Here is a 19278-nt window from a genome sequence, read left to right on the forward strand (position 1 = left end):
TGAAAATTAGGATGATTATAAAGTGTATTTATTGATTATTTATTTTACCACAGTTAAGCTTCGATATGTATTCTATTTCAGTAAAAATGTATATTTTTGTTGCTAGTAAATACCTCCAATTGACATTCATCCGCTCAAACTTCGTTCACTTTCTAGATCTTTGATCACTCCCCTTTTAGAGTCTGGGATTGCTATAATAGAAAACAAATGAATGAGGAGAGTGGATGATTCTTGCATACCGATTTACGTTCTTTTATCACACAACTACGTCAAGAAAATGAGATCATCGAAATAGATGCACCTGTTGACCCTTATTTGGAGCTAGCTGAAATTCACCGTCGGGTGATCAGCGAAGAAGGACCAGCCCTTCTCTTTACAAATGTCAAAGGTAGCTCTTTTCCCGTATTTACTAATATGTTTGGGACTTCCCGACGCGTCGATTTAGCTTTTGGTCCCCGTCCTGAACAGTTAATGCAACAAACGGTTGATTTGATGCACAAATTAATGCCTCCTACTCCCAAAGCCATCTGGGGAGAACGGAAGTTACTAGGTGATTTACTCAAAGTAGGATTAAAAAATATTCCTGCTTCGCAAGCGCCTGTCTTTGAGCAAGTTCAAACTCCTGTTGATCTCACTCAGCTTCCTGTCATTACAACTTGGCATGAAGATGGCGGTCCTTTTTTCACTTTACCACTGGTTTACACACAGCATCCCGAAACAGGCAAACATAACTTAGGTATGTATCGGATGCAAGTCTATGATCAGCAAACCACAGGAATGCACTGGCAAATTCATAAAGGGGGTGGATTCCATCATTATGAAGCCGAACAGCGTAATCAACCGCTTCCTGTGCGGGTTCATTTAGGAGGCCCTCCTGCACTCATCGCCTCAGCCATTGCACCTGTACCTGAGTTTTTACCAGAGCTCTTACTCACTTCACTGATGATCGGCCAAAAGCTTCCTGTGGTTCGCCCTGATGATGGTGGACATCCTTATGTAGCAGAAGCCGAATTTATCATCTCTGGTGTAGTTCCACCTCATGAACGGAGAATGGAAGGTCCCTTTGGAGATCACTATGGATACTATTCCTTAGAACATGAGTTTCCCATCTTCCATGTCAAAGAGATTCTCCATCGTAAGGATGCGATCTATCCAGCAACGATTGTTGGGAAGCCTAGACAAGAAGATTATTATCTCGGTGAGTTTTTACAAAAGCTACTATCTCCTGCCTTCCCCATGGCGATGCCTGGAATTCGTAGCCTATGGGCTTATCCTGAAACAGGGGTTCATGCTTTAGCATCTGCGGTAGTTAGAGAAAGTTATAAACGAGAAGCTTTGGTGAATGCCTTCCGCATCTTAGGTGAAGGGCAACTCACTTTAACCAAATTCTTAATTCTAACAGATCAATCAATTCCATTGGATCAGTTCTCACTCTTATTTGAAACCGTTCTAGAGCGTTTTGATCCTGCGACAGACCTCTTTATTATGAACCATACTTCGATGGATACCCTTGACTACACAGGTCGTCGACTTAACCATGGTAGTAAAGCGATCTTAATCGGAACTGGAGAAGCCAAACGTGAACTGCCCGCGGAATATCATGGTCCTGATATGCAGTCACTGGGTATTCACGATATTAAGGTCTATTGTAAAGGAGTGCTTGTCGTTGAAGCACCTACTTTTACAGAACAACCCGAATTAGCCAACCAACTATTGGATCATTTTGCAAGTGACCTAAAAGATTGGCCCATCATTTGTCTGGTGGACGACATCCATGCGGCTTCTGGACAAGCGGCATTTTTATGGACAGTATTTACTCGTTTTGACCCTGCCCATGATATCTATGCACAAGCGGAGTGGATCAATCATCATCCAAACTACCGCTTCCCGATTGTCATTGATGCCCGGATGAAGCCTGGTTATCCAGACGAAGTTGAAACCGAACCAAGTATTAAAAAATTAGTGGATGAACGGTGGAAAGAATATTTTCCAAAAGGATTCTAGATCGGTTGGATAAGAAATCATCTAGATCCAAAAAGGAGAAGTCTGCTCATCTGAACAAACTCGCCTAGTCAAAAAGTCCCCTTGATTGTTGGTCAAGGGGACTTACTTTTTTGGGTTAATATAAATGGGGTAGTTACAGGATTCCCCTTAGGATCAGTGATTTTTATTGTGACTTTCTTCAGATCGGGTTGATCTGAAGAAAGTCCTATTGCTTCATCCGAGGGTCAAAAAGATCTCGTAAACCATCTCCTAGTAGATTAAAGCCTAATACCGTCAACATAATCGCCAAGCCAGGGAAAAGCATCGTCCATGGAGCCAATTGTATATACTGACGTGCGTCAGATAACATCGTTCCCCATTCAGGCTCGGGGGGTTGGGCTCCCAAGCCAAGAAAACCTAATGCAGCGGCTTCAATGACTGCTGTGGCAATTCCAAGTGTTCCTTGAACCATAATCGGTGTCCAGCAGTTCGGAAGAATGTGATGAAATAAGATCCGGCTATTTTTCATACCGATTGCCCTTGCCGCTAGGATATAATCTTCTTCTTTGACACTTAATACTCGAGATCGCATCAAACGTCCAAAGGTAGGGATGTTGATGATCGCAATCGCGATTAAAGCATTCATTAAACCTGGACCTAAGATAGCTACGATCGCTATGGCTAACAAGATCCCTGGAAAGGCAAGTAGAATGTCAAAAGCTCTGGAAATGATTGTATCTCTCCATCCCCCATAAAAACCTGCTACTAATCCCAACAAGCTTCCAACAAGGATTGACCCCGATACAGAAAAAAATCCAATCCACAGTGAAATTCTTGTTCCAAAAATCACTCGTGATAAAATGTCACGCCCTGTTTCGTCCGTTCCAAACCAATGTTCAGCGGATGGAGCTTCCAAACGGGCATCGCTACGTTCTGTGTAAAAATGTGGAGCGATCAACGGTGCCAAAATCGCTATAAATAAAAACACCAAGACGATGATTCCACCAATAAGAGCAGAACGATGTTTAATAAAGGAGCGGATAAAGTCTTTGACAGGTGTATCTTTCATTCCTACATTCTCCTCGGTCGATGTAGGAGGTAATGACTGTGGTGAAGCGGCGGGTGTCTGCATAATTACCTTTCACCCCTTCCGTACTTAATTCGTGGGTCGATCCAAGCATAGAGAAGGTCTACAACCAAATTGATTAATACAAAGATCGTGGCAATCACCAGAATCCCGGATTGGATAACAGGATAATTACGGGCATTAATCGCATCATAAATATATCGTCCTACACCCGGCCAACTAAAAATGGTTTCTGTCAAAACAGCACCACCAAGCAAAAGTCCTAGTTGTAATCCAACTACAGTTAATACTGGAATTAAGGCGTTTTTTAAGGTGTGTTTGTAAACCACCCAAAACTCTGATAACCCTTTGGCTCTTGCTGTACGAATATAGTCAGACCGCATCACTTCCAACATACTTGAACGAGTCATACGTGCGATAATCGCCATCGGAATCGTCCCTAAAGCCACTGCAGGCAAGATGAGATGCGTTAAAACGTCTGTCAGTACATAGAAGTCACCTGCTAATAAAGCATCGATCACATAAAAATGAGTGATAGACTCAAACTCCAATCTGGGGTCAATCTGTCCGTTACCAGGTAACCAATTAAGATATTGAGCAAAAAACCATTGTTCCATTAAACCCAGCCAAAAAACAGGCATCGAAACGCCAACCAGTGCGATGAGCATCGCCGAATAATCCATCCACGAATTTTGCCGCCATGCGGATAAAATCCCTAAGTTCACACCAAAGAAAATAGCAATGCACATACTAACTAGTGCTAATTCAACCGTAGCAGCTAAAAAGGGGCCAATCTCTTCAATGATGGGTGTCTTGGTAATCAATGAAGTTCCCAAGTCCCCTTGTAATAGTCCACTTAAATAAATAAAATACTGTACATACCAAGGTTTATTTAAACCTAGATTTTCCCGAGCTTCTTCCAATTGCTCTGGAGTTGCTTTATCTCCCAAAATAGTCCGGGCAGGATCACCTGGAATCGCATGTACAATCGCAAATGTAATGATGGTCATTCCAATTAACACAGGGATTAGCATAAGCAAACGACGAATTGTATACGCCATCATCTCTGTCTCACCACCTCACCAATCCGATCTAAGCTTGTACTTTATGTAAGAAGAGGCATTGCCCCCAAAGAGCGCAATGCCATCATTGATTCAATCATCATAAACATTTGATTACTTGAAATCCACTTCATGCAAGTTGAGGGAACCTGTTGGATGTGGCACAAAGCCAACTAGCTTGGCATCTGCTCCCATAGGGATCTTCGCATGAACCAACGGAATCCAAGGAGCATCTTGTTTGATAATCTCCTGAGCCTTCATATAAAGTTGCTCCCGCTCTTTTTGATCACTTGAGCGTTGTGCTTGGATTAAGATGTCATGAAGAGGTTCACTTTTATAGAAAGAAATATTACCTGCATCTGGTTTACGTGCATTATCTTTGTCTAACAACACATAGAGGAAGTTGTCAGGGTCACCGTTATCCCCCATCCAACCGAATAAAGCCATCTTATGTTCACCATTGCCAACACGTTCCTTATAGGTTTGCCAATCGGAGGTGACGATATTGGCTTTGACACCAATCTTGGCAAAGTCAGCCTGCATGTATTCAGCTACTTTTTTACCATTAGGCATATATCCACGAGGCTCTGTCATTGCGTAAAAATCCACTTCAAATCCATCTTTATAACCCGCTTCAGCGAGGAGTTGCTTCGCTTTGTCAATGTTGTACTCATAGTCTTTAATATTTTTGTTAGATCCCCACATAATTTCAGGCATAGGGTTAACGGCTGGTGTTCCTAGATCAGCAAAGAAACTCTTAATAATCCCTTGTTTGTTGGTTGCGTAATTTAAAGCTTGGCGTACTTTTACATTGTTAAAAGGTTCTTTTTCAACGTTAAATGCTAAGTAACCAACATTCATCCCTTCTTGTAAAAAGAGTTGGTAATTGGAATCACTTTTGATCAGTTGAACATCATCTGGATTCAATCCATCCATCATATCGATATCGCCTGATTTTAGATTGGAGAATCGTGATCCGTTATCAGGAATCGATTTAAAGATCACTTTATCCAACTTAGGTAGTCCTGGTTTCCAATAATTCTTGTTTTTCTTTAGTGTGATGGAGTTGTTTTTCTTCCACTCGACAAATTCAAATGGACCCGTGCCACCACCTGCAGGATTATGAGCAAATTTGACAGGATCTTTTTTCACCGCAGTAGGGGAAGCGATCGAGAACGCTGGCATAGCCAAATTACTTAAAAACGGTCCTTGGGGGAAATTCAACTCAAATTTAACTGTATATTCATCTTCTGCAACCACATTTTTAATGACATGACCTGAATCTCCTTTAAATCCTCCAAACATATAGGCATAATAAGCAAACTCGCCTCCCTTATGCTCTGGATGTTTAGAGTCCATCCAACGATTGAAATTGTAGACCACTGCTTCAGCATTAAAAGGAGTTCCATCATGGAACTTGACACCTTGCTTTAATTTAAATGTCCAGCTTAATCCGTCTTGACTGGCTTCCCAACTATCAGCAAGCTCTGGCACAATTTTCGTAGAACCTTTGTCATACTCCACTAAAGTATCAAACACTTGCGAAGCTACTTTGATCGATTCACCATCTGTCACTTGAATCGGGTCTAGTAAGATCGAGTCAGCACCCCGACCAAAAACCAACGTTTTAGCCCGATCTCCAGATGCTTTCTTTCCACCACATGCTACAAGAATCGAAGAAAAAACAAATAAAAGAGCGATTGAAAGTATTAAATATTTCTTTTTCATCTAGCTCGTTCCCCCTCGAAAATGAGATATGAAAAATACTTACAGCTAGTCAATCGATAAAATCAGCTCTGGTTCATTCACCTCCTTCTCTTAAACAGAACTTTACTCATGAAGGTGACAAGCAACCCCATGTGCATGACCGTGATTTTTAAACTCAGGTCTTACTTCCTTACATACATCCATCACATGAGGGCAACGAGGGTGAAACGCACAACCCTTTGGCGGATCAGCAGGACTTGGAACATCCCCACCTAGGATAATTCGTTCACGTTTCACATCAGGGTCAGGAAGAGGAACAGCAGAGAGCAATGCCTGCGTATATGGATGTAAAGGCTTTTGATATAACTCATTACGATCAGCCAATTCAACCATTCTCCCTAAATACATCACTCCAACACGATCACTAATATGTTTCACTACACTTAAGTCGTGAGCGATAAAAATATAGGTTAACTCGAATCGCTCTTGGAGATCCGCCATCAAATTCAGCACTTGTGATTGGACAGATACATCCAAAGCGGACACAGGTTCATCGGCAATGATCAACTTGGGTTTTGTCGATAAAGCACGTGCAATCCCAATCCGTTGACGCTGACCCCCACTAAATTGATGTGGATATCTTCGAATATGAGCTCGATTTAGACCGACTACCTGTAATAGCTCTTCCACCTGTTCCTTCCGGTCTTTGGCTGTTCCCAAGCGATGGACTTTAAGAGGCTCCTCAAGGATCGAGCCAATCTTTTGTCTTGGATTTAGTGAACCAAAAGGATCTTGAAAAACCATCTGAATCTCTCTTCTCACCTTTCGCATCTCTTCCGCAGACAGGTTTAGCAGAGGAGTCTTTTCAAAAATCACTTCACCTGCTGTAGGCTCAATCAATCGCATAATAGCTCGTCCGGTCGTCGATTTTCCACACCCGCTTTCTCCAACCAAACCAAGTGTTTCTCCCTTTTTCACTTCAAAGCTAACATCATCCACAGCTTTGATCTCTCCTACTTTTTTGCCAAACAAACCACTGTGAATCGGAAATGACTTACTTAGATGTTGGACTTGAAGTAGTGGCATCAACTTGTTCCTCCTCTTGATGTAACCAACAGCGGCTGAAGTGTCCTTGTTCAACAGGTAGCAGGTTAGGACCTTTCTGGATACAAATCTCCTTCGCATGTTCACAACGTGGTGCAAATCGGCATCCTTGAGGCATCTGAAGGGGATTAGGAACTTGACCAGGAATCGAATACAGTCGATCTAATTGATCCTCCAATTTGGGAATCGACTTTAACAACCCTTGGGTATATGGATGTCTTGGATTCCTAAAGAGCTGTCTCCGACTTGTCTCTTCCACCACTTGACCTGCATACATCACCACCACACGATCACACATCTCCGCTACCACGCCTAAATCATGGGTGATTAAAAGAATAGCTGTTCCAAACTCTTGATTAAGTGTTCGCATCAAATCTAAAATTTGCGCTTGAATCGTTACATCTAAAGCAGTAGTAGGTTCATCAGCTATAATCAACTTGGGTTTTAACAACATTGCCATGGCAATCATCACTCGTTGTCTCATACCACCTGATAGTTGATGTGGGTATTCATCTAAAATTCCTTTTCGATGAATACCTACTTTCTTTAATATCTCAACAACGATCTCTGTAGCTTCCTGCTTCGTACAAGAACGATGAGTATGAATCACTTCTTCCAACTGATTGCCAATGGTAAACAACGGATTGAGTGATGACATAGGTTCTTGAAAAATCATAGCCATTTCATTTCCGCGAATCGAACGAACTTGGCGGCGATTCATTCGAGTTAAGTCTTGCCCACGAAACAAAATCTGACCATCCACCACTTTTCCCGGTGGCGAAGGCACTAACCCCATTACAGCGAGGGAAGTAACACTTTTTCCACACCCTGACTCACCGACTAAACCGACGATCTCTCCCTCTTTGACAGCGAGATCCACCCCGTCGACAGCTGGTACAATCCCTTTATCGGTGAAAAAGTGGAGCTTCAGTTGCGAGATCTCTAACACAGATTGGGACATTGGATCACCTCGACATTCATTCGATCAAGCATGGAGTTCGCTTCACTAACCCATACTTTATAAAACGGATATTTTCTACTTTAGGCAACCTTCAGTTAAATTGAATTATTTTATAATAAACAAGAATAGTTTAATTCAATATATTCGATTTAGTATTTAAAAATCCTTTTTAGAGTTGAGATCTTTGGAATATTTCTTTACTCCAATGTTTTCTACTAGTTAGGATCTTTTTTTTCTTGTTGTTGGATCGCCGGTATAGGAGGTAGTGGAGGAACTCCTTTTTGAATAGCTCCTTGGTGATCATTGTAAAAATAGTATTGGGGTACTTCACCCACGACCATCGCTTGTGCGATTGGATAATCGATATCTACCGGTAAACTATTTTCCGAAAATGGAATGACTACTCCCATTTCAAATTGCACTTTCAATTGAAGGGTAATCATCACCATATTAATTCCCTTTGACTCCATCTTTGGAATGATCGAGACCTTTGCTGATCCTTTCGGCCACATATCAATCGGTATATCCGGACCATACTCCGCAAAAACATTACTTTGTAGAACTTGACCAACCGAAATATCAATCGGCTTATTTTGTAAGTTTTTCAACTCCTCCTGAATCTTTGTGGTAATGCGCTCATAGATCTGTGCTTGTACTTGTGAGTTGACTTGAACGAATGTAATGTTACCCTGATTGTCCCGCTCAATATTAATGGTTTTATTTAAATCTCCTCCCAAAGAGTGTTCAACTTCTCGAATCCCCTCTAACATGGCATCCTGAGCAATCTTCTTCACTTCCGCTTTGGCAATTACTAATAAAATAGGCTCTAAGCTTCTTTCCATGGACCAAACAGAATAAAAAACCACTCCAATTAAGAAAAAAAACAATACAAACCCAACTCTTCCTCGCCGACGAATCCGAAAAGAGCTAGACTTCTTACGAAATTTTGAATGACGGAACGACATCGGCTCTCCTCCCCTCGTCCCAAATGTATGCAGGATAGTTTGTCCTTTTGTCATTTCCTATTCCTACATTTTTCTTAAGCAAGGGGGATCTGTTAAGATAGAAGTTGTTATTATAAGGCAGGTTAAACATTCCATGAGTGGTGGCTGTAAATCGCTATCCCTCTAATAAAAATAATCTGATTGGAGGTTGGTCCCTCTTGTCCACAACAGAGATCGACTTAACCAAATATGTTTCAAATCTAGACAAAAATGTATATACGATTTTTAATCTTCCCGAAGAAGTGATTGCAGTTATTTTTGCTTACGTAAGTCGCAGTTCAGCTAGCTTTCGTGAAAATCTCGCCAAATTACTGGCAGATGATGAATTGGGTGTCCAGAAACAGAATGACGGGTTAGCTACTGCGAACTCCGAAAAAGCTGCTCGTTTTCATGAAAAATGGGTGGTTGGCTATGGACATAGCAGTGTTGCTGAACACGCGGTTGCTCATATCGGAATTGAAAAAATTAGCCGCCTAGCTTCTGCCGAACTAGAATTAGCCAACTCATTTAATAGCTTTACTGAATACAGTCAGCGATACCAACGCCCCAAACGAGGGGACTTTTACATTCCAACTTTATTAGAGGAAAAACCCAAGTTAAAAGAAGCTTATCTAAGACTTCATCATCTTGCTTATGATACTTATGAGCAATTAATGGAAGGGTTAATCCCCTACTTACAACAAACCCTTCCCAAACAACCGGATGAGACTGAGCGACGTTACCAAGCAAGAATCGAAAAAATAGCTTTTGAGGACGCTCGGTATGTCCTAACACTCTCTACCTTAACGAACTTAGGTATGACGGGGAATGGAAGAGCTTTGCGAGATACACTTGTTCGTCTTTTATCGAGTCCTCATCATGAATCACAACAGTTAGCCAAAGATTTAGAACAAGAAATCAATCAAGTGATTCCAACCTTACTCCGTCATGTGAAACCCAACAAGTATTTGGTTACTACCAGACAAAGATTAGAATCCCGTTGGAAACATATACAAGTTCGGACTCAACCTGTCACGGGTCCATCTGCTCGATGGATCACCCTACCTAACTATGATCAGGCTTTAAAAGATATTGCCCTTACACTATTCATCCAGATCCGCTCACTTACCTATGAACATGCAAAAGACATCATAGACTCTCTGACACTTGAAGAACTGGAGAAAATCACTCAGGAATCTTTATCCAATCTTCAATTTTTTGATAATCCTATGGATGAATTCCAACATCTTATTTACCGAATGGAGTTAAAAGTTTCAGAAGCCAATTGGCATCAATTGCTACGACATAATCGCCGCACAGCCTTTAGCTTTGGACAACCTACCATTCATTTAGGCTTTACGATTCCTCCACATATTCAAGCAGCCGGGCTGGAAAAGTGTCTGACAAGCTTCATTGAAGAAGCAGAAACTATTCACCAAATCATTGAAGAGTGGAACCCGATCATCGCTCAATATTGTGTTACCAACGCTCATCACCGACAAGTAATCGCTACAGCTAGTCTCTGGGAACTGTACCACTTAATCAATCTTCGAACATCTCCTGAGGCTCAATGGGATATTCGTGCCACATTTGAACAGCTATATAAACAACTACAAAAAGAACACCCTGCACTTATATCATTTGCACAACGTCGTCTCGAATCTTAAACACATGTACATTTCATTATAAAAAAATCCCCCCTCAACAGTGTGAGAGGGGATTTTTTTATAATGGTTGAGGAAGATTTTCTTCTAAACCCGAGAAAAGACCATCTAACTCATCATCATCAATCGGAACAGTAGAAGTTCGTTTAATTTTAGCTTCTTCTTGATGTCTCTGATTTTGCTGTTCTTCTAACTTTTGCTCATAGGCACAAATCGTTGTTTGTAGTTCTTCTCTTAATTTTTGTTTCTCTGCTTGCAATCGTTCTAGTTCCTGCTGATATTGATTACGCTCTTTCGTCCATTCTACTAGCTGGATTTCCCAATTGTATTGACTTTCACTCCATTGCTGACGTTCCGCTAACCATTGCTGTTTCTCTGCCTTTAATTGAGTGACTTGCTGAATCATTTGATCCCGTTCTTGTTCAGCAAATTGTGCGCGAGTATATGAATCCTGAATCTTTTTCTGTTGTGTCTTTACCTCTTGCTTTAGAGTTTTCGTTTTCACCCGTTCTTCGTCTAACTTTTTCTTTAATTGGACCCACTCTTTCTCTTTCTTTTTTACTTGTCCTCCATAAATTGCCGATTGTTCTCTCCAATGTTCATTCTGTTTCTTTAACCTTTCCATATTTTCTTTTGAATCTTCTATTAAGGAATGAATCTCTGACTCTGGTGCAATTTGAATCGATTGAAGTACTTTTACAGCCAGATCAATTCTCTCCTGTGTTGTAAACACATTCAAATCAATTTCTTTCCGATCAAATTGAAATGAATCTGGTAAGGTTAGACTTGTCAGGCGCTCAAACTGGTTTCCATTTTTCTCTAAAACTCCTTGAATCTCGGAATGAAATGATTCTTGAAATCGCAACCAAGTCACAAACAGGTCAAATGGCATTTTATCTTCTTCAATCGCTTGCTCAAACTGTTGTTTTAACCATTCTTTCTTCTCGCATTCCTCTGTAAGTAATTCTCCCTCTTCACGATTTAGATATTCAAACTCTAAAGCACTTAATCGGGACAAAGAAGCTGCAACCACCGAGTTATAAACCAAATAGTGTTGCGAAAGCTGTTCGGAAATCTCTTTAATTAGCGTCTGCTTTGTCACTTTCTTTTGCCGAATCTGAGTCATAGTTAAGTTAGACTTTCTCAACAGGGCAGGTTCCTTATTAAAAAGTTGAAACAAATGCTTCGATTCCAATCTCATTAATAAACATGCATCTAAAATGGCATTAGGGATCGACTTTACTTGAATATAAGGATAACGTTTCATCTCTCTTCTTTTCATCATAACTCCCTCTATTGTCTTATATTAGTTCCCACTTCTGCCCTATTTTGCCTCATCCGATGAATGAGTGTTTCAATCTCGCGTTTCAATGCCTCTTCCGTTTCTGTTGTCAATGCATGAAACAGGACATGTTGGGATAATAACTCATGTTTTGTATTAGCAAACTTCGCAATTAAACGATAAATCTCTAGACGAACTGGAGTACTTGGATTTCGATTGAGTAACTCATTCAGATACTTCCCTACCTGTTTGGGTAACAAATTGGGGCGCTGTAGAGCTGCTAACAACCGAATCGTTTGTTGATCAGGTAGATCCGTCATTTGTTGAGCCATTCGTAAGTGATGTTGTGCTGTTAACATACTCGTATAGCCCTCCAAAATATGTTGTTCTTCAGGGCTCCCATGTAAAAATGTATCAAAATAAAGATCCCAAGCATGAGGAGCTCGAAGGCGAATCAGCGAATAAATGGCTTCACAGCGATAGTCTGGCTGGTCTACATAGCTCTGAACCAATGAGATATACCGTTTGTCCGCCAATGAACCCAATGTTTTTAAACACGCCTGTTTAGTTTGTTTTAGATGTGACTTTTGCAATGTCTCGACAATGATGGGTAGTAACTGTGGATCTTCGGTATGTGCCATCCCCTCAATGATTTGTGTCTGCTTGTTAGGAACCTTGTGTAACATCTTTTTAAGAGTTTGACTCGCAGAGGCTTCTTTGGTTCCACCAATCAACTGTGCAGCTAAGCGAATCGCATAAGAATCATTTGTTTTATAAATTGTTTTCTCTAAAAACGGGATCAACTCACTTCCAAATGACTTGAGTGAGACAGAATAAATCGGACGAAGTTGTCTCTTTGTACAAGATATATACGCTTGAAACAAAGGAGAAAGCAATTGAGTATCAAAAACAGAAAACTGTCTAGCGAGTTTTAAAGCCTCATCAATGATATCTTTACGTGCTGGATCAATTCTCTCAATCGATGATAATAATGAAATCGCAGCTTTGGTATCACGCAAATGAATAAAAGAATGCATAGAAGGAATAAATAAGTCCACGTTTTTACTATGTTCCAATATCTCTGGAATGACTTGCTTTTCTTGAATGCAACCTGCAACCCGGATTGCCAATTCGATATGATCGTTATTTGTTCCATGGGTGAGAATGGCTTTGAGTAGCATTCTCCCTCTTAAGCTGTAAGCAATGAATCGAGCTAATAATTGAATATATAATTCATGAATAAATGGGTGTGAATACTTAAACATACGTACTTCTCGAAACAATAATTCTATAACTGGCTCACCAAAGTCTGCTAGGCGATTAGCTACAGCTTGTGCCTGTTGGATCTCATTTGCTTGGGACATTTCTTCTATCAATTGTAAAGCTTCCTGATACACTTGGTTTAATGAAGGATCCAACGTTGAAAAGCTAAGATCTACATAACCTAGCACCCCATCTCCTTCTTCTAATTCATAATCTACTTTCACATTCTTTTGTCGACTTCCATGATAAGTTGGTTGATCCAAGGAGTCGAGAAAGTCTAAATCATTTTCTTGTTCTTGTACATACACTTTTGCTTGTTGTTGGAGTGATAACTTTGCCTTTTCAGGATCAATCTCTACTCCTAACTTTGCTTCATCTTTGGGGAAAGATTGCTGATCTAGTTGTTGTCTTATCCGATCACGCAATAAGTCACGTATATTTGCCATATTCAATCCCTCACTACACTTTTAATCGTTCATGTTGCTGACGTAAATCCTTCACTTTTTCATCTGAAATCTCTTGAATCCCTAAGTCTACATGAACCATCTGTGTCTGGTCATCACGAATCCATGACTGAACCGTAACACTTCGATTTTGATCTACATGTACTTGAATTACCAAAGGAGTACCTACACGAACCGGTCTTTCAAAATGAAAACGTGCGTTTTTTAACCATTTTACATTCATCGCCTTGGGGTCCTCAGCCGTAAACAGCTCCAGCTCCATATAGTTGACATAATCATCTTCACGGCTTCCTGCTACAAAAAATCCTTGTTCAAATGTATGAGAGTATGGAATAGATTCTCCTTTTTTCACTAAAGTAACTGGATTCCCTTTTGCTACATTGATAAAAATGTTCTGGGGAAAAATAAGTCGATCTTCCACCCATTCCTGTTTTTCGATTTGATCTGTATCGTCTACATCACGCGCTTGCAATTTAATTTGATGTTGATAGTATGCATAAATAGCTGCTCCACGCGAAACAGATTCCATCGGATTGATGGTACATAATGGTTCGACTCGACCATCAAAAATCTCAAAAATGCGACCCTTGATGGTAGGATAGCTTGTCATACCACCTACTAAAAAAATATGGTTGATATCACTCTTCGTTATAGGAATATTGGAGCTCTCAATCGCTTGATTAATTGGCTCCTCAATATTGATCCCTGAATACCCTCCCTGATAAAGTAAGGGTCGAATCGCTTCATCCAGCTCCCGTTTGGTAATCACCATTTCCGTTAATAAATCTTCATGCAAATCAAAAATCTCTTCATATGCAATAGATGCAAAAACTCCTGTCGAATCATGCCAATCAGCACCTTGGAAATCAATCCGATTTTGAACAGAAGTAGCGATCCACTTTTTCGCCTTTTCTGCCATATCAAGTAGGTTTTCACGAAGTTTACGGATAAAGTCAGTATCGAAGCGACGTTGTAAATCAGCCGGTTGCAGCCCTTTTTTCGTTAATAATTGGTTTAATAAGTATTTCATGATCCTCTCATCAAAGTCGATCCCACCTAATTCTGTATACTGGGAAATAGAGAGATCTTGGATTACCATATGACTATTCACACCACGACTCACACGATGAATGGTGACATCACAAGTTCCTCCTCCCAAATCAAATACCATAATATTTTGTGGTTGATCCAGCTGAATCCGTCTATTTTGCTCATCTAAATGGCTTTCTTCATTCAAAAAATCTAGAATGGCAGCAGTGGGCTCAGGGATCAGTCTAATTTTTTCAGGATTAAATCCAGCTAACTGGGCCGCCTTAATCGTGGCATCTTGTTGTTGGAAATCAAAATTGGCTGGAACTGTAATGACCGCCCCCTCAATCTTCTGATTCAGATAATGATTCTCTACAGTATTTTTTAGAGCACGTAACACAAAGGAACTAACTTCCTCGGGACGATATTCTTGGTTACCAGCAATGGTCCAGCTCACTTCATTCCCCATATGTCGCTTCACTTTTCCCATCACTTGCTTGGGGTAAATACGTGCCATTTTCTTTGCATATTTCCCCACAAAAGGTTGTCCTTGTTTGTCCACATACAAAACACTAGGAAGTAACTTATCAAAACTCATCCCATGTTCATCTAATTGTCTTACTTCTAAGGTCTTGGTATGAATCTCTTGATTGACACTTCGATAAGCAATCGATACCGCAGAATTCGTTGTACCAAGATCAATGCCAACATATCTTTCCATGATATCTGGCGCCCAATAACGGGCGCCTCCCCCCTTTACGTAAACATTTCTTCAACGATGGGCAAAAAGATTGGCTTACCATGTAAACTCCAACCATGCCCCACGATCCGAACCGTTACCTTAGACTCATCAGTACAAATGGGCGCTTTGATCAGATACTTCTGTGCCAACTCCTCTTTTTCCATCGTAAAAACATCCCCAATCTGATGCTGATAAGTATAAGGCTCAATTCCCGACATATGAAGTACATTAAACATCCTCATTAAACGACCTTTACTTTTCAGACCTTCAATCTCCAAGTGACCAATACTTTCCTCATAAAGTTCGTGTAATACAAACCGACTTGATTCCCCAGCTAATTGCTGAATCAACTCAATTAATTTTCGATACATCAATGATTCCTGCTGTTTCTGTAGCTCATCCAATTGCCAATGGAGTCGTTCATTTTCTTTTCGTAGCCACTCGATTTCCTGATCTACATAATCATTGGCGGATGATTGAATCTTTTCAGAAACTGTATCTTCTAATTGATCAAGCGCGTGTCTCACACTCTCCAGCTTTTCTTTGATTGGAGACTGAACACTAATCCTATCACTCTGTGGCTCTGTAGTAACTGCAACACATAACTTGGTCGGATTTTTTATTTCATCCCTAGGCTCGATCGATGGAATGGTCACTTTTTCATCTAGTCTCTCTACCATTTCCTTTTGAACCGTAAAATGCAGAGAAATTTTTTCGCAGAAAGCAAAAACAAGAGGATGACTAGTTTTTTCAAATCGTGATAGCAATAGATCTGCCATCCCTTGAGCAAATGGAAGACGTTCCAAACCTGTTACACGTTTATACTGCTTCATGCCTCGAAAACAAAGCTTCCCTTCTGCTTCCCGATAATAGAGGCGATCAAAGGACTGGAAAATAAGCTTCTTTCCATCTGTATCTTTAAATAGAGTCGGCAACATCACCTTCGCCAAATCAACGAGCATCATCTCTCGTTCCACAAGCATCAATCCAAAACGAACAAACCATTCTGCAAAGGGAAGGATATCTTGGTTTAAATACATAAAAGTCGATTCTGCATCTCCATGACATAGAGAAAAAAATGCACGTTTGCGATGGTCAAGACGCAAAGATAAACTATCTATAAATAAACGTGCCATCGTTTTATCAATCGCAGGCTGATTCTCTTGATTCCAAGATTTCGCTAAAATTTCAGCTAAATCCCCATTTTGTTCATAAGGGTGAAGTAAGATCGTCTCTTCTAACATTCGTTCTAATCCCCAGAAAAAGTGCTCACGGTCCTTGTTTGTTGTTAGACCAAACAACTGTAACATCTCTTTCAGCTCTTTTTCTGTATAACCGATCTTGTCACTGTTTATGTACAGCTCATGACTCCAACCTCGATGTTTTAACATTAAATCAAACATTTTTAATTCCATTCCGATACCCTCCAAAAAGGCGATATGTCACTCCATTTTTAGTGGAAATTACTTGTTTTCCAGTGATCTTTAATAATTCCTCAATATTGCGAAAAGGTGAAAGAACTGTATTCGGAAAAGAAGCCATCGACTTCGAATCACCATGAACAAGTAAAACAGTATGAGGATTGACATGTAAAACGGTCTGCAAGATTTCCTCTATGCTTACATGGGCGGAGAGTCGATAGTTAAAGCACTCAGCTTGACATTCCTGCCACTTTCCATTTACCCATAATTTCTTTGATTGCTGAAGATACCTTCCAGGGCTCTCTTCATCCAGGTACCCAGTAAACGCAATCCCATGTCGAGCATCATCCATCAATGCCTGGGCATATTTGAATGAAGTACTACCCTCCAATAACATTCCAGAGCTTGCGATTACACAACATCCACCTGTAGCCACCGATTGGAGCCACAACTCTTCACTATCTAATGAATCGATCAGATCTTTGGCATAGTGGACTCCACTTCCCACGAGTCTATGTGCATGACCCTTTTGTAAAAGTAGGGATTCATATAATTGCGTGATTTCAGATACCATCCCATCCAAGTACACAGGGAAAGGAATCGATTGGATCTCATCAAACCAAGCTCGAAATAAACAAATGATTTCTTGTGCTCTCCCCAGTGCAAAAGCGGGAATCAGTACTGAGCCACCACGATTGATCACCTGTTTCATCTGCTGGATAAATAGGTGAATCTGCTGTTGGCGCGGGATCGATCTCATCGGTTGCCATCCATACGTACTCTCCGTAATCACAATATCTGCTCGTAAATCTGTAGGTAGTTGTAATCCTTTGACTGTAAATTGATCAGTTAAGCTATAGTCACCAGTAACAAAAATTCTGGTACCCTCGATTTCAATCAATAAACTAATAGCTCCTAGAATATGTCCTGCTTCCAAAAAAGTAATCTTCCAAGACTGCCCTTTGGATGGAATAAAAAAAGTCCCTTCTTTCACCTGGATCTGGGCAAGAATGGCTTCAAGATCAACATTTTTAACTCTTCTTGATCGCTCTGTAGCCTTTAACATCATTCGCATCAATTGTTTCGTCTCGTTACTTGTGTAAATAGGAAGATGAGGATTTTGATGATAAATCTCAGGAACAGCTCCACAATGATCTAAATGGGCATGAGTGACAATAAGTGCATCAATCTGATCAAAGTGAATCCCTCGTTCCTCCAAGATTGAAAAATCAGGACTTTCCAGTTCACCATTTACCACCAATCCTGAATCAATTAACAAATGGTGATGATTTACTGATAAAAGGATCGAAGAGCCACCCACTTGATCTCCTCCCCCAATTACCGTAACCTTTACCGAGGCTTGTGGTTGTTGAAAAAGGGGTTTATGGACATCATTCAACATCTGATACATTTGAATCGCACTGGGTAAATCGGCATGATGATGAAAAACTGAACAGAAAAAAGAGTAAGCGTGGATTCCCGCAGAAAGAATATAAGCTTGTAATGAAGTCCAATCCGTCAGAATGACTTCATCTTGTGGAATCGGCTTTGAGCACTTAATTGCATCGACTAGCTGTCTATAAGACTGCTGCTTTTTTACCAATAACGGATGTTCAAAGCGATAGCTTTGAATCCAGTCATCGTCCACTCGTTCTGTATCATTTTCCAATTGTTCAATGAATGATAGGAAAAGTCGTGTCTCTTCGTTACAACGACTCTTGATCTTCCAACTATCTTTTCTTTCCTTTAATATGGAGGTTTCATCTAAAAAGATGCTCCAAACCATCATTTCATTTTCAAACTGGAGAAATGAGCTTTCTAGACACATCCATTTACGGAGAAAAAAACGAGCTTGGGGAATTTGACTTTGTTGCACTTCCAATTGGACGAGGAGTCGAAGGAGATCCACATAGTGGGTGGCAAAATACTCACTTTGCTCAAAAAAATGCAACTCAACCTCTTCAACTACAGATAACACTTGCTGATAAACATCAACTCCTGCATAAGTTAATTCCCATAAAAGCTGGATATGTGCCAAACTAGACGAATGAAAAGTCATGCAACTGTGAAACCACTTCAGTTCATCCAGAGGTCGGGATAACTCTCGCCAACACTGGAGAAAGAGACTCCCTAACTGTTCATCTGATGGATAATCGTGGAACGATCTCTTTACAATTTCGTAAGCTTGTTGCTTCTTCTTTTGTCGATAAAAAAAAGTTGCTACGCGCACGAGATGAATCCTTTTTACTTCCACATGACCATTGATGATCTGTTCATAGATCCATTGATAATCCATTTCAGCTTCTACCAAGCAATGTCGATTTTCATGATGAATCGCTCGTTGAAAGCGATCCTCTAAGTCCACTCTATCATCTCCTTTTTGAAAATAATATCAAAATAGAGGAACTTTTTGAAAGTATTATTTTCCTACCCACCATCAAAGTTGACGGAGCTCGATTTTCATGCACAAAGGCATTTCAGGCGAAAAATCGGCTTCTAACATAGGTAAATGGTCATCACTTTGTTC

The 19278-nt window shown here is 40.4% G+C and carries 13 protein-coding genes; 2 read left to right on the plus strand and 11 right to left on the minus strand.

The annotated features are described in order from the left end of the window. Positions 1-231 precede the first annotated feature (231 nt). Positions 232-2004 carry a UbiD family decarboxylase gene (locus tag EDD58_RS02820; protein WP_131923309.1) on the plus strand — a complete coding sequence of 591 codons (1773 nt, stop codon included), beginning with the start codon at positions 232-234 and terminating at the stop codon, positions 2002-2004. 205 nt (positions 2005-2209) lie between these two features. On the opposite strand, the gene EDD58_RS02825 is transcribed toward EDD58_RS02820, so the two are convergent. From EDD58_RS02825 to yunB, 6 genes are all read right to left on the minus strand, one after another. Continuing rightward, a complete protein-coding gene (locus EDD58_RS02825; RefSeq protein WP_131923310.1) occupies positions 2210-3115 on the minus strand; it encodes an ABC transporter permease in 906 nt (301 codons plus the stop codon). Positions 3116-3117: 2 nt separating this feature from the next. Further along, positions 3118-4134, minus strand: coding sequence for an ABC transporter permease (locus tag EDD58_RS02830; RefSeq protein ID WP_131923311.1), 1017 nt, complete (start codon positions 4132-4134; stop codon positions 3118-3120). Positions 4135-4245: 111 nt separating this feature from the next. Then, the gene (locus tag EDD58_RS02835) at positions 4246-5859 is read right to left on the minus strand and encodes an ABC transporter substrate-binding protein (RefSeq protein WP_131923312.1); all 1614 of its coding nucleotides are present in this window, start codon (positions 5857-5859) and stop codon (positions 4246-4248) included. A gap of 102 nt (positions 5860-5961) precedes the next feature. Beyond that, a complete protein-coding gene (locus EDD58_RS02840) occupies positions 5962-6924 on the minus strand; it encodes an ABC transporter ATP-binding protein (RefSeq protein WP_131923313.1) in 963 nt (320 codons plus the stop codon). Then, positions 6893-7903: an ABC transporter ATP-binding protein gene (locus EDD58_RS02845; protein WP_131923314.1), complete on the minus strand. Its 1011-nt coding sequence runs from the start codon at positions 7901-7903 to the stop codon at positions 6893-6895. The genes EDD58_RS02840 and EDD58_RS02845 overlap by 32 nt, the downstream gene beginning before the upstream one ends. A 215-nt stretch (positions 7904-8118) precedes the next feature. After that, a complete protein-coding gene (gene yunB, locus EDD58_RS02850) occupies positions 8119-8868 on the minus strand; it encodes a sporulation protein YunB (RefSeq protein WP_165875764.1) in 750 nt (249 codons plus the stop codon). A 197-nt stretch (positions 8869-9065) separates the two neighbouring features. Between yunB and EDD58_RS02855 the strand changes: the two genes are divergently transcribed. Continuing rightward, entirely contained in the window at positions 9066-10553 is a 1488-nt protein-coding gene (locus EDD58_RS02855; RefSeq protein ID WP_165875765.1) for an FAD-dependent thymidylate synthase, read from the plus strand. Positions 10554-10611: 58 nt separating this feature from the next. On the opposite strand, the gene EDD58_RS02860 is transcribed toward EDD58_RS02855, so the two are convergent. From EDD58_RS02860 to EDD58_RS02880, 5 genes are read right to left on the minus strand one after another with little or no spacing between them, the layout of a single operon-like run. Next, the gene (locus EDD58_RS02860) at positions 10612-11817 is read right to left on the minus strand and encodes a hypothetical protein (RefSeq protein WP_131923317.1); all 1206 of its coding nucleotides are present in this window, start codon (positions 11815-11817) and stop codon (positions 10612-10614) included. 26 nt (positions 11818-11843) lie between these two features. Beyond that, positions 11844-13541, minus strand: coding sequence for a hypothetical protein (locus EDD58_RS02865; RefSeq protein ID WP_131923318.1), 1698 nt, complete (start codon positions 13539-13541; stop codon positions 11844-11846). A gap of 13 nt (positions 13542-13554) precedes the next feature. Next, on the minus strand, positions 13555-15309 hold the full coding sequence (locus EDD58_RS02870; RefSeq protein WP_131923319.1) for an Hsp70 family protein: 1755 nt from the start codon (positions 15307-15309) through the stop codon (positions 13555-13557). A 35-nt stretch (positions 15310-15344) separates the two neighbouring features. Continuing rightward, positions 15345-16745, minus strand: coding sequence for a hypothetical protein (locus tag EDD58_RS02875; RefSeq protein ID WP_131923320.1), 1401 nt, complete (start codon positions 16743-16745; stop codon positions 15345-15347). Then, positions 16726-19116: an MBL fold metallo-hydrolase gene (locus tag EDD58_RS02880; protein WP_131923321.1), complete on the minus strand. Its 2391-nt coding sequence runs from the start codon at positions 19114-19116 to the stop codon at positions 16726-16728. Before EDD58_RS02880 ends, EDD58_RS02875 begins: the two co-directional genes overlap by 20 nt. Positions 19117-19278: the final 162 nt, after the last annotated feature.

The organism is Hazenella coriacea, assembly GCF_004341825.1.
GTDB classification, from domain to species: Bacteria; Bacillota; Bacilli; order Thermoactinomycetales; family Thermoactinomycetaceae; genus Hazenella; species Hazenella coriacea.

Bases quoted from the DNA above. Each gene is read 5' to 3' on its own strand.
- EDD58_RS02825 (WP_131923310.1), bottom strand. From the start codon at position 3,115: ATGCAGACACCCGCCGCTTCACCACAGTCATTACCTCCTACATCGACC.
- EDD58_RS02830 (WP_131923311.1), bottom strand. From the start codon at position 4,134: ATGATGGCGTATACAATTCGTCGTTTGCTTATGCTAATCCCTGTGTTA.
- EDD58_RS02835 (WP_131923312.1), bottom strand. From the start codon at position 5,859: ATGAAAAAGAAATATTTAATACTTTCAATCGCTCTTTTATTTGTTTTT.
- EDD58_RS02840 (WP_131923313.1), bottom strand. From the start codon at position 6,924: ATGCCACTACTTCAAGTCCAACATCTAAGTAAGTCATTTCCGATTCAC.
- EDD58_RS02845 (WP_131923314.1), bottom strand. From the start codon at position 7,903: ATGTCCCAATCTGTGTTAGAGATCTCGCAACTGAAGCTCCACTTTTTC.
- yunB (WP_165875764.1), bottom strand. From the start codon at position 8,868: ATGTCGTTCCGTCATTCAAAATTTCGTAAGAAGTCTAGCTCTTTTCGG.
- EDD58_RS02860 (WP_131923317.1), bottom strand. From the start codon at position 11,817: ATGAAACGTTATCCTTATATTCAAGTAAAGTCGATCCCTAATGCCATT.
- EDD58_RS02865 (WP_131923318.1), bottom strand. From the start codon at position 13,541: ATGGCAAATATACGTGACTTATTGCGTGATCGGATAAGACAACAACTA.
- EDD58_RS02870 (WP_131923319.1), bottom strand. From the start codon at position 15,309: ATGGAAAGATATGTTGGCATTGATCTTGGTACAACGAATTCTGCGGTA.
- EDD58_RS02875 (WP_131923320.1), bottom strand. From the start codon at position 16,745: ATGGAATTAAAAATGTTTGATTTAATGTTAAAACATCGAGGTTGGAGT.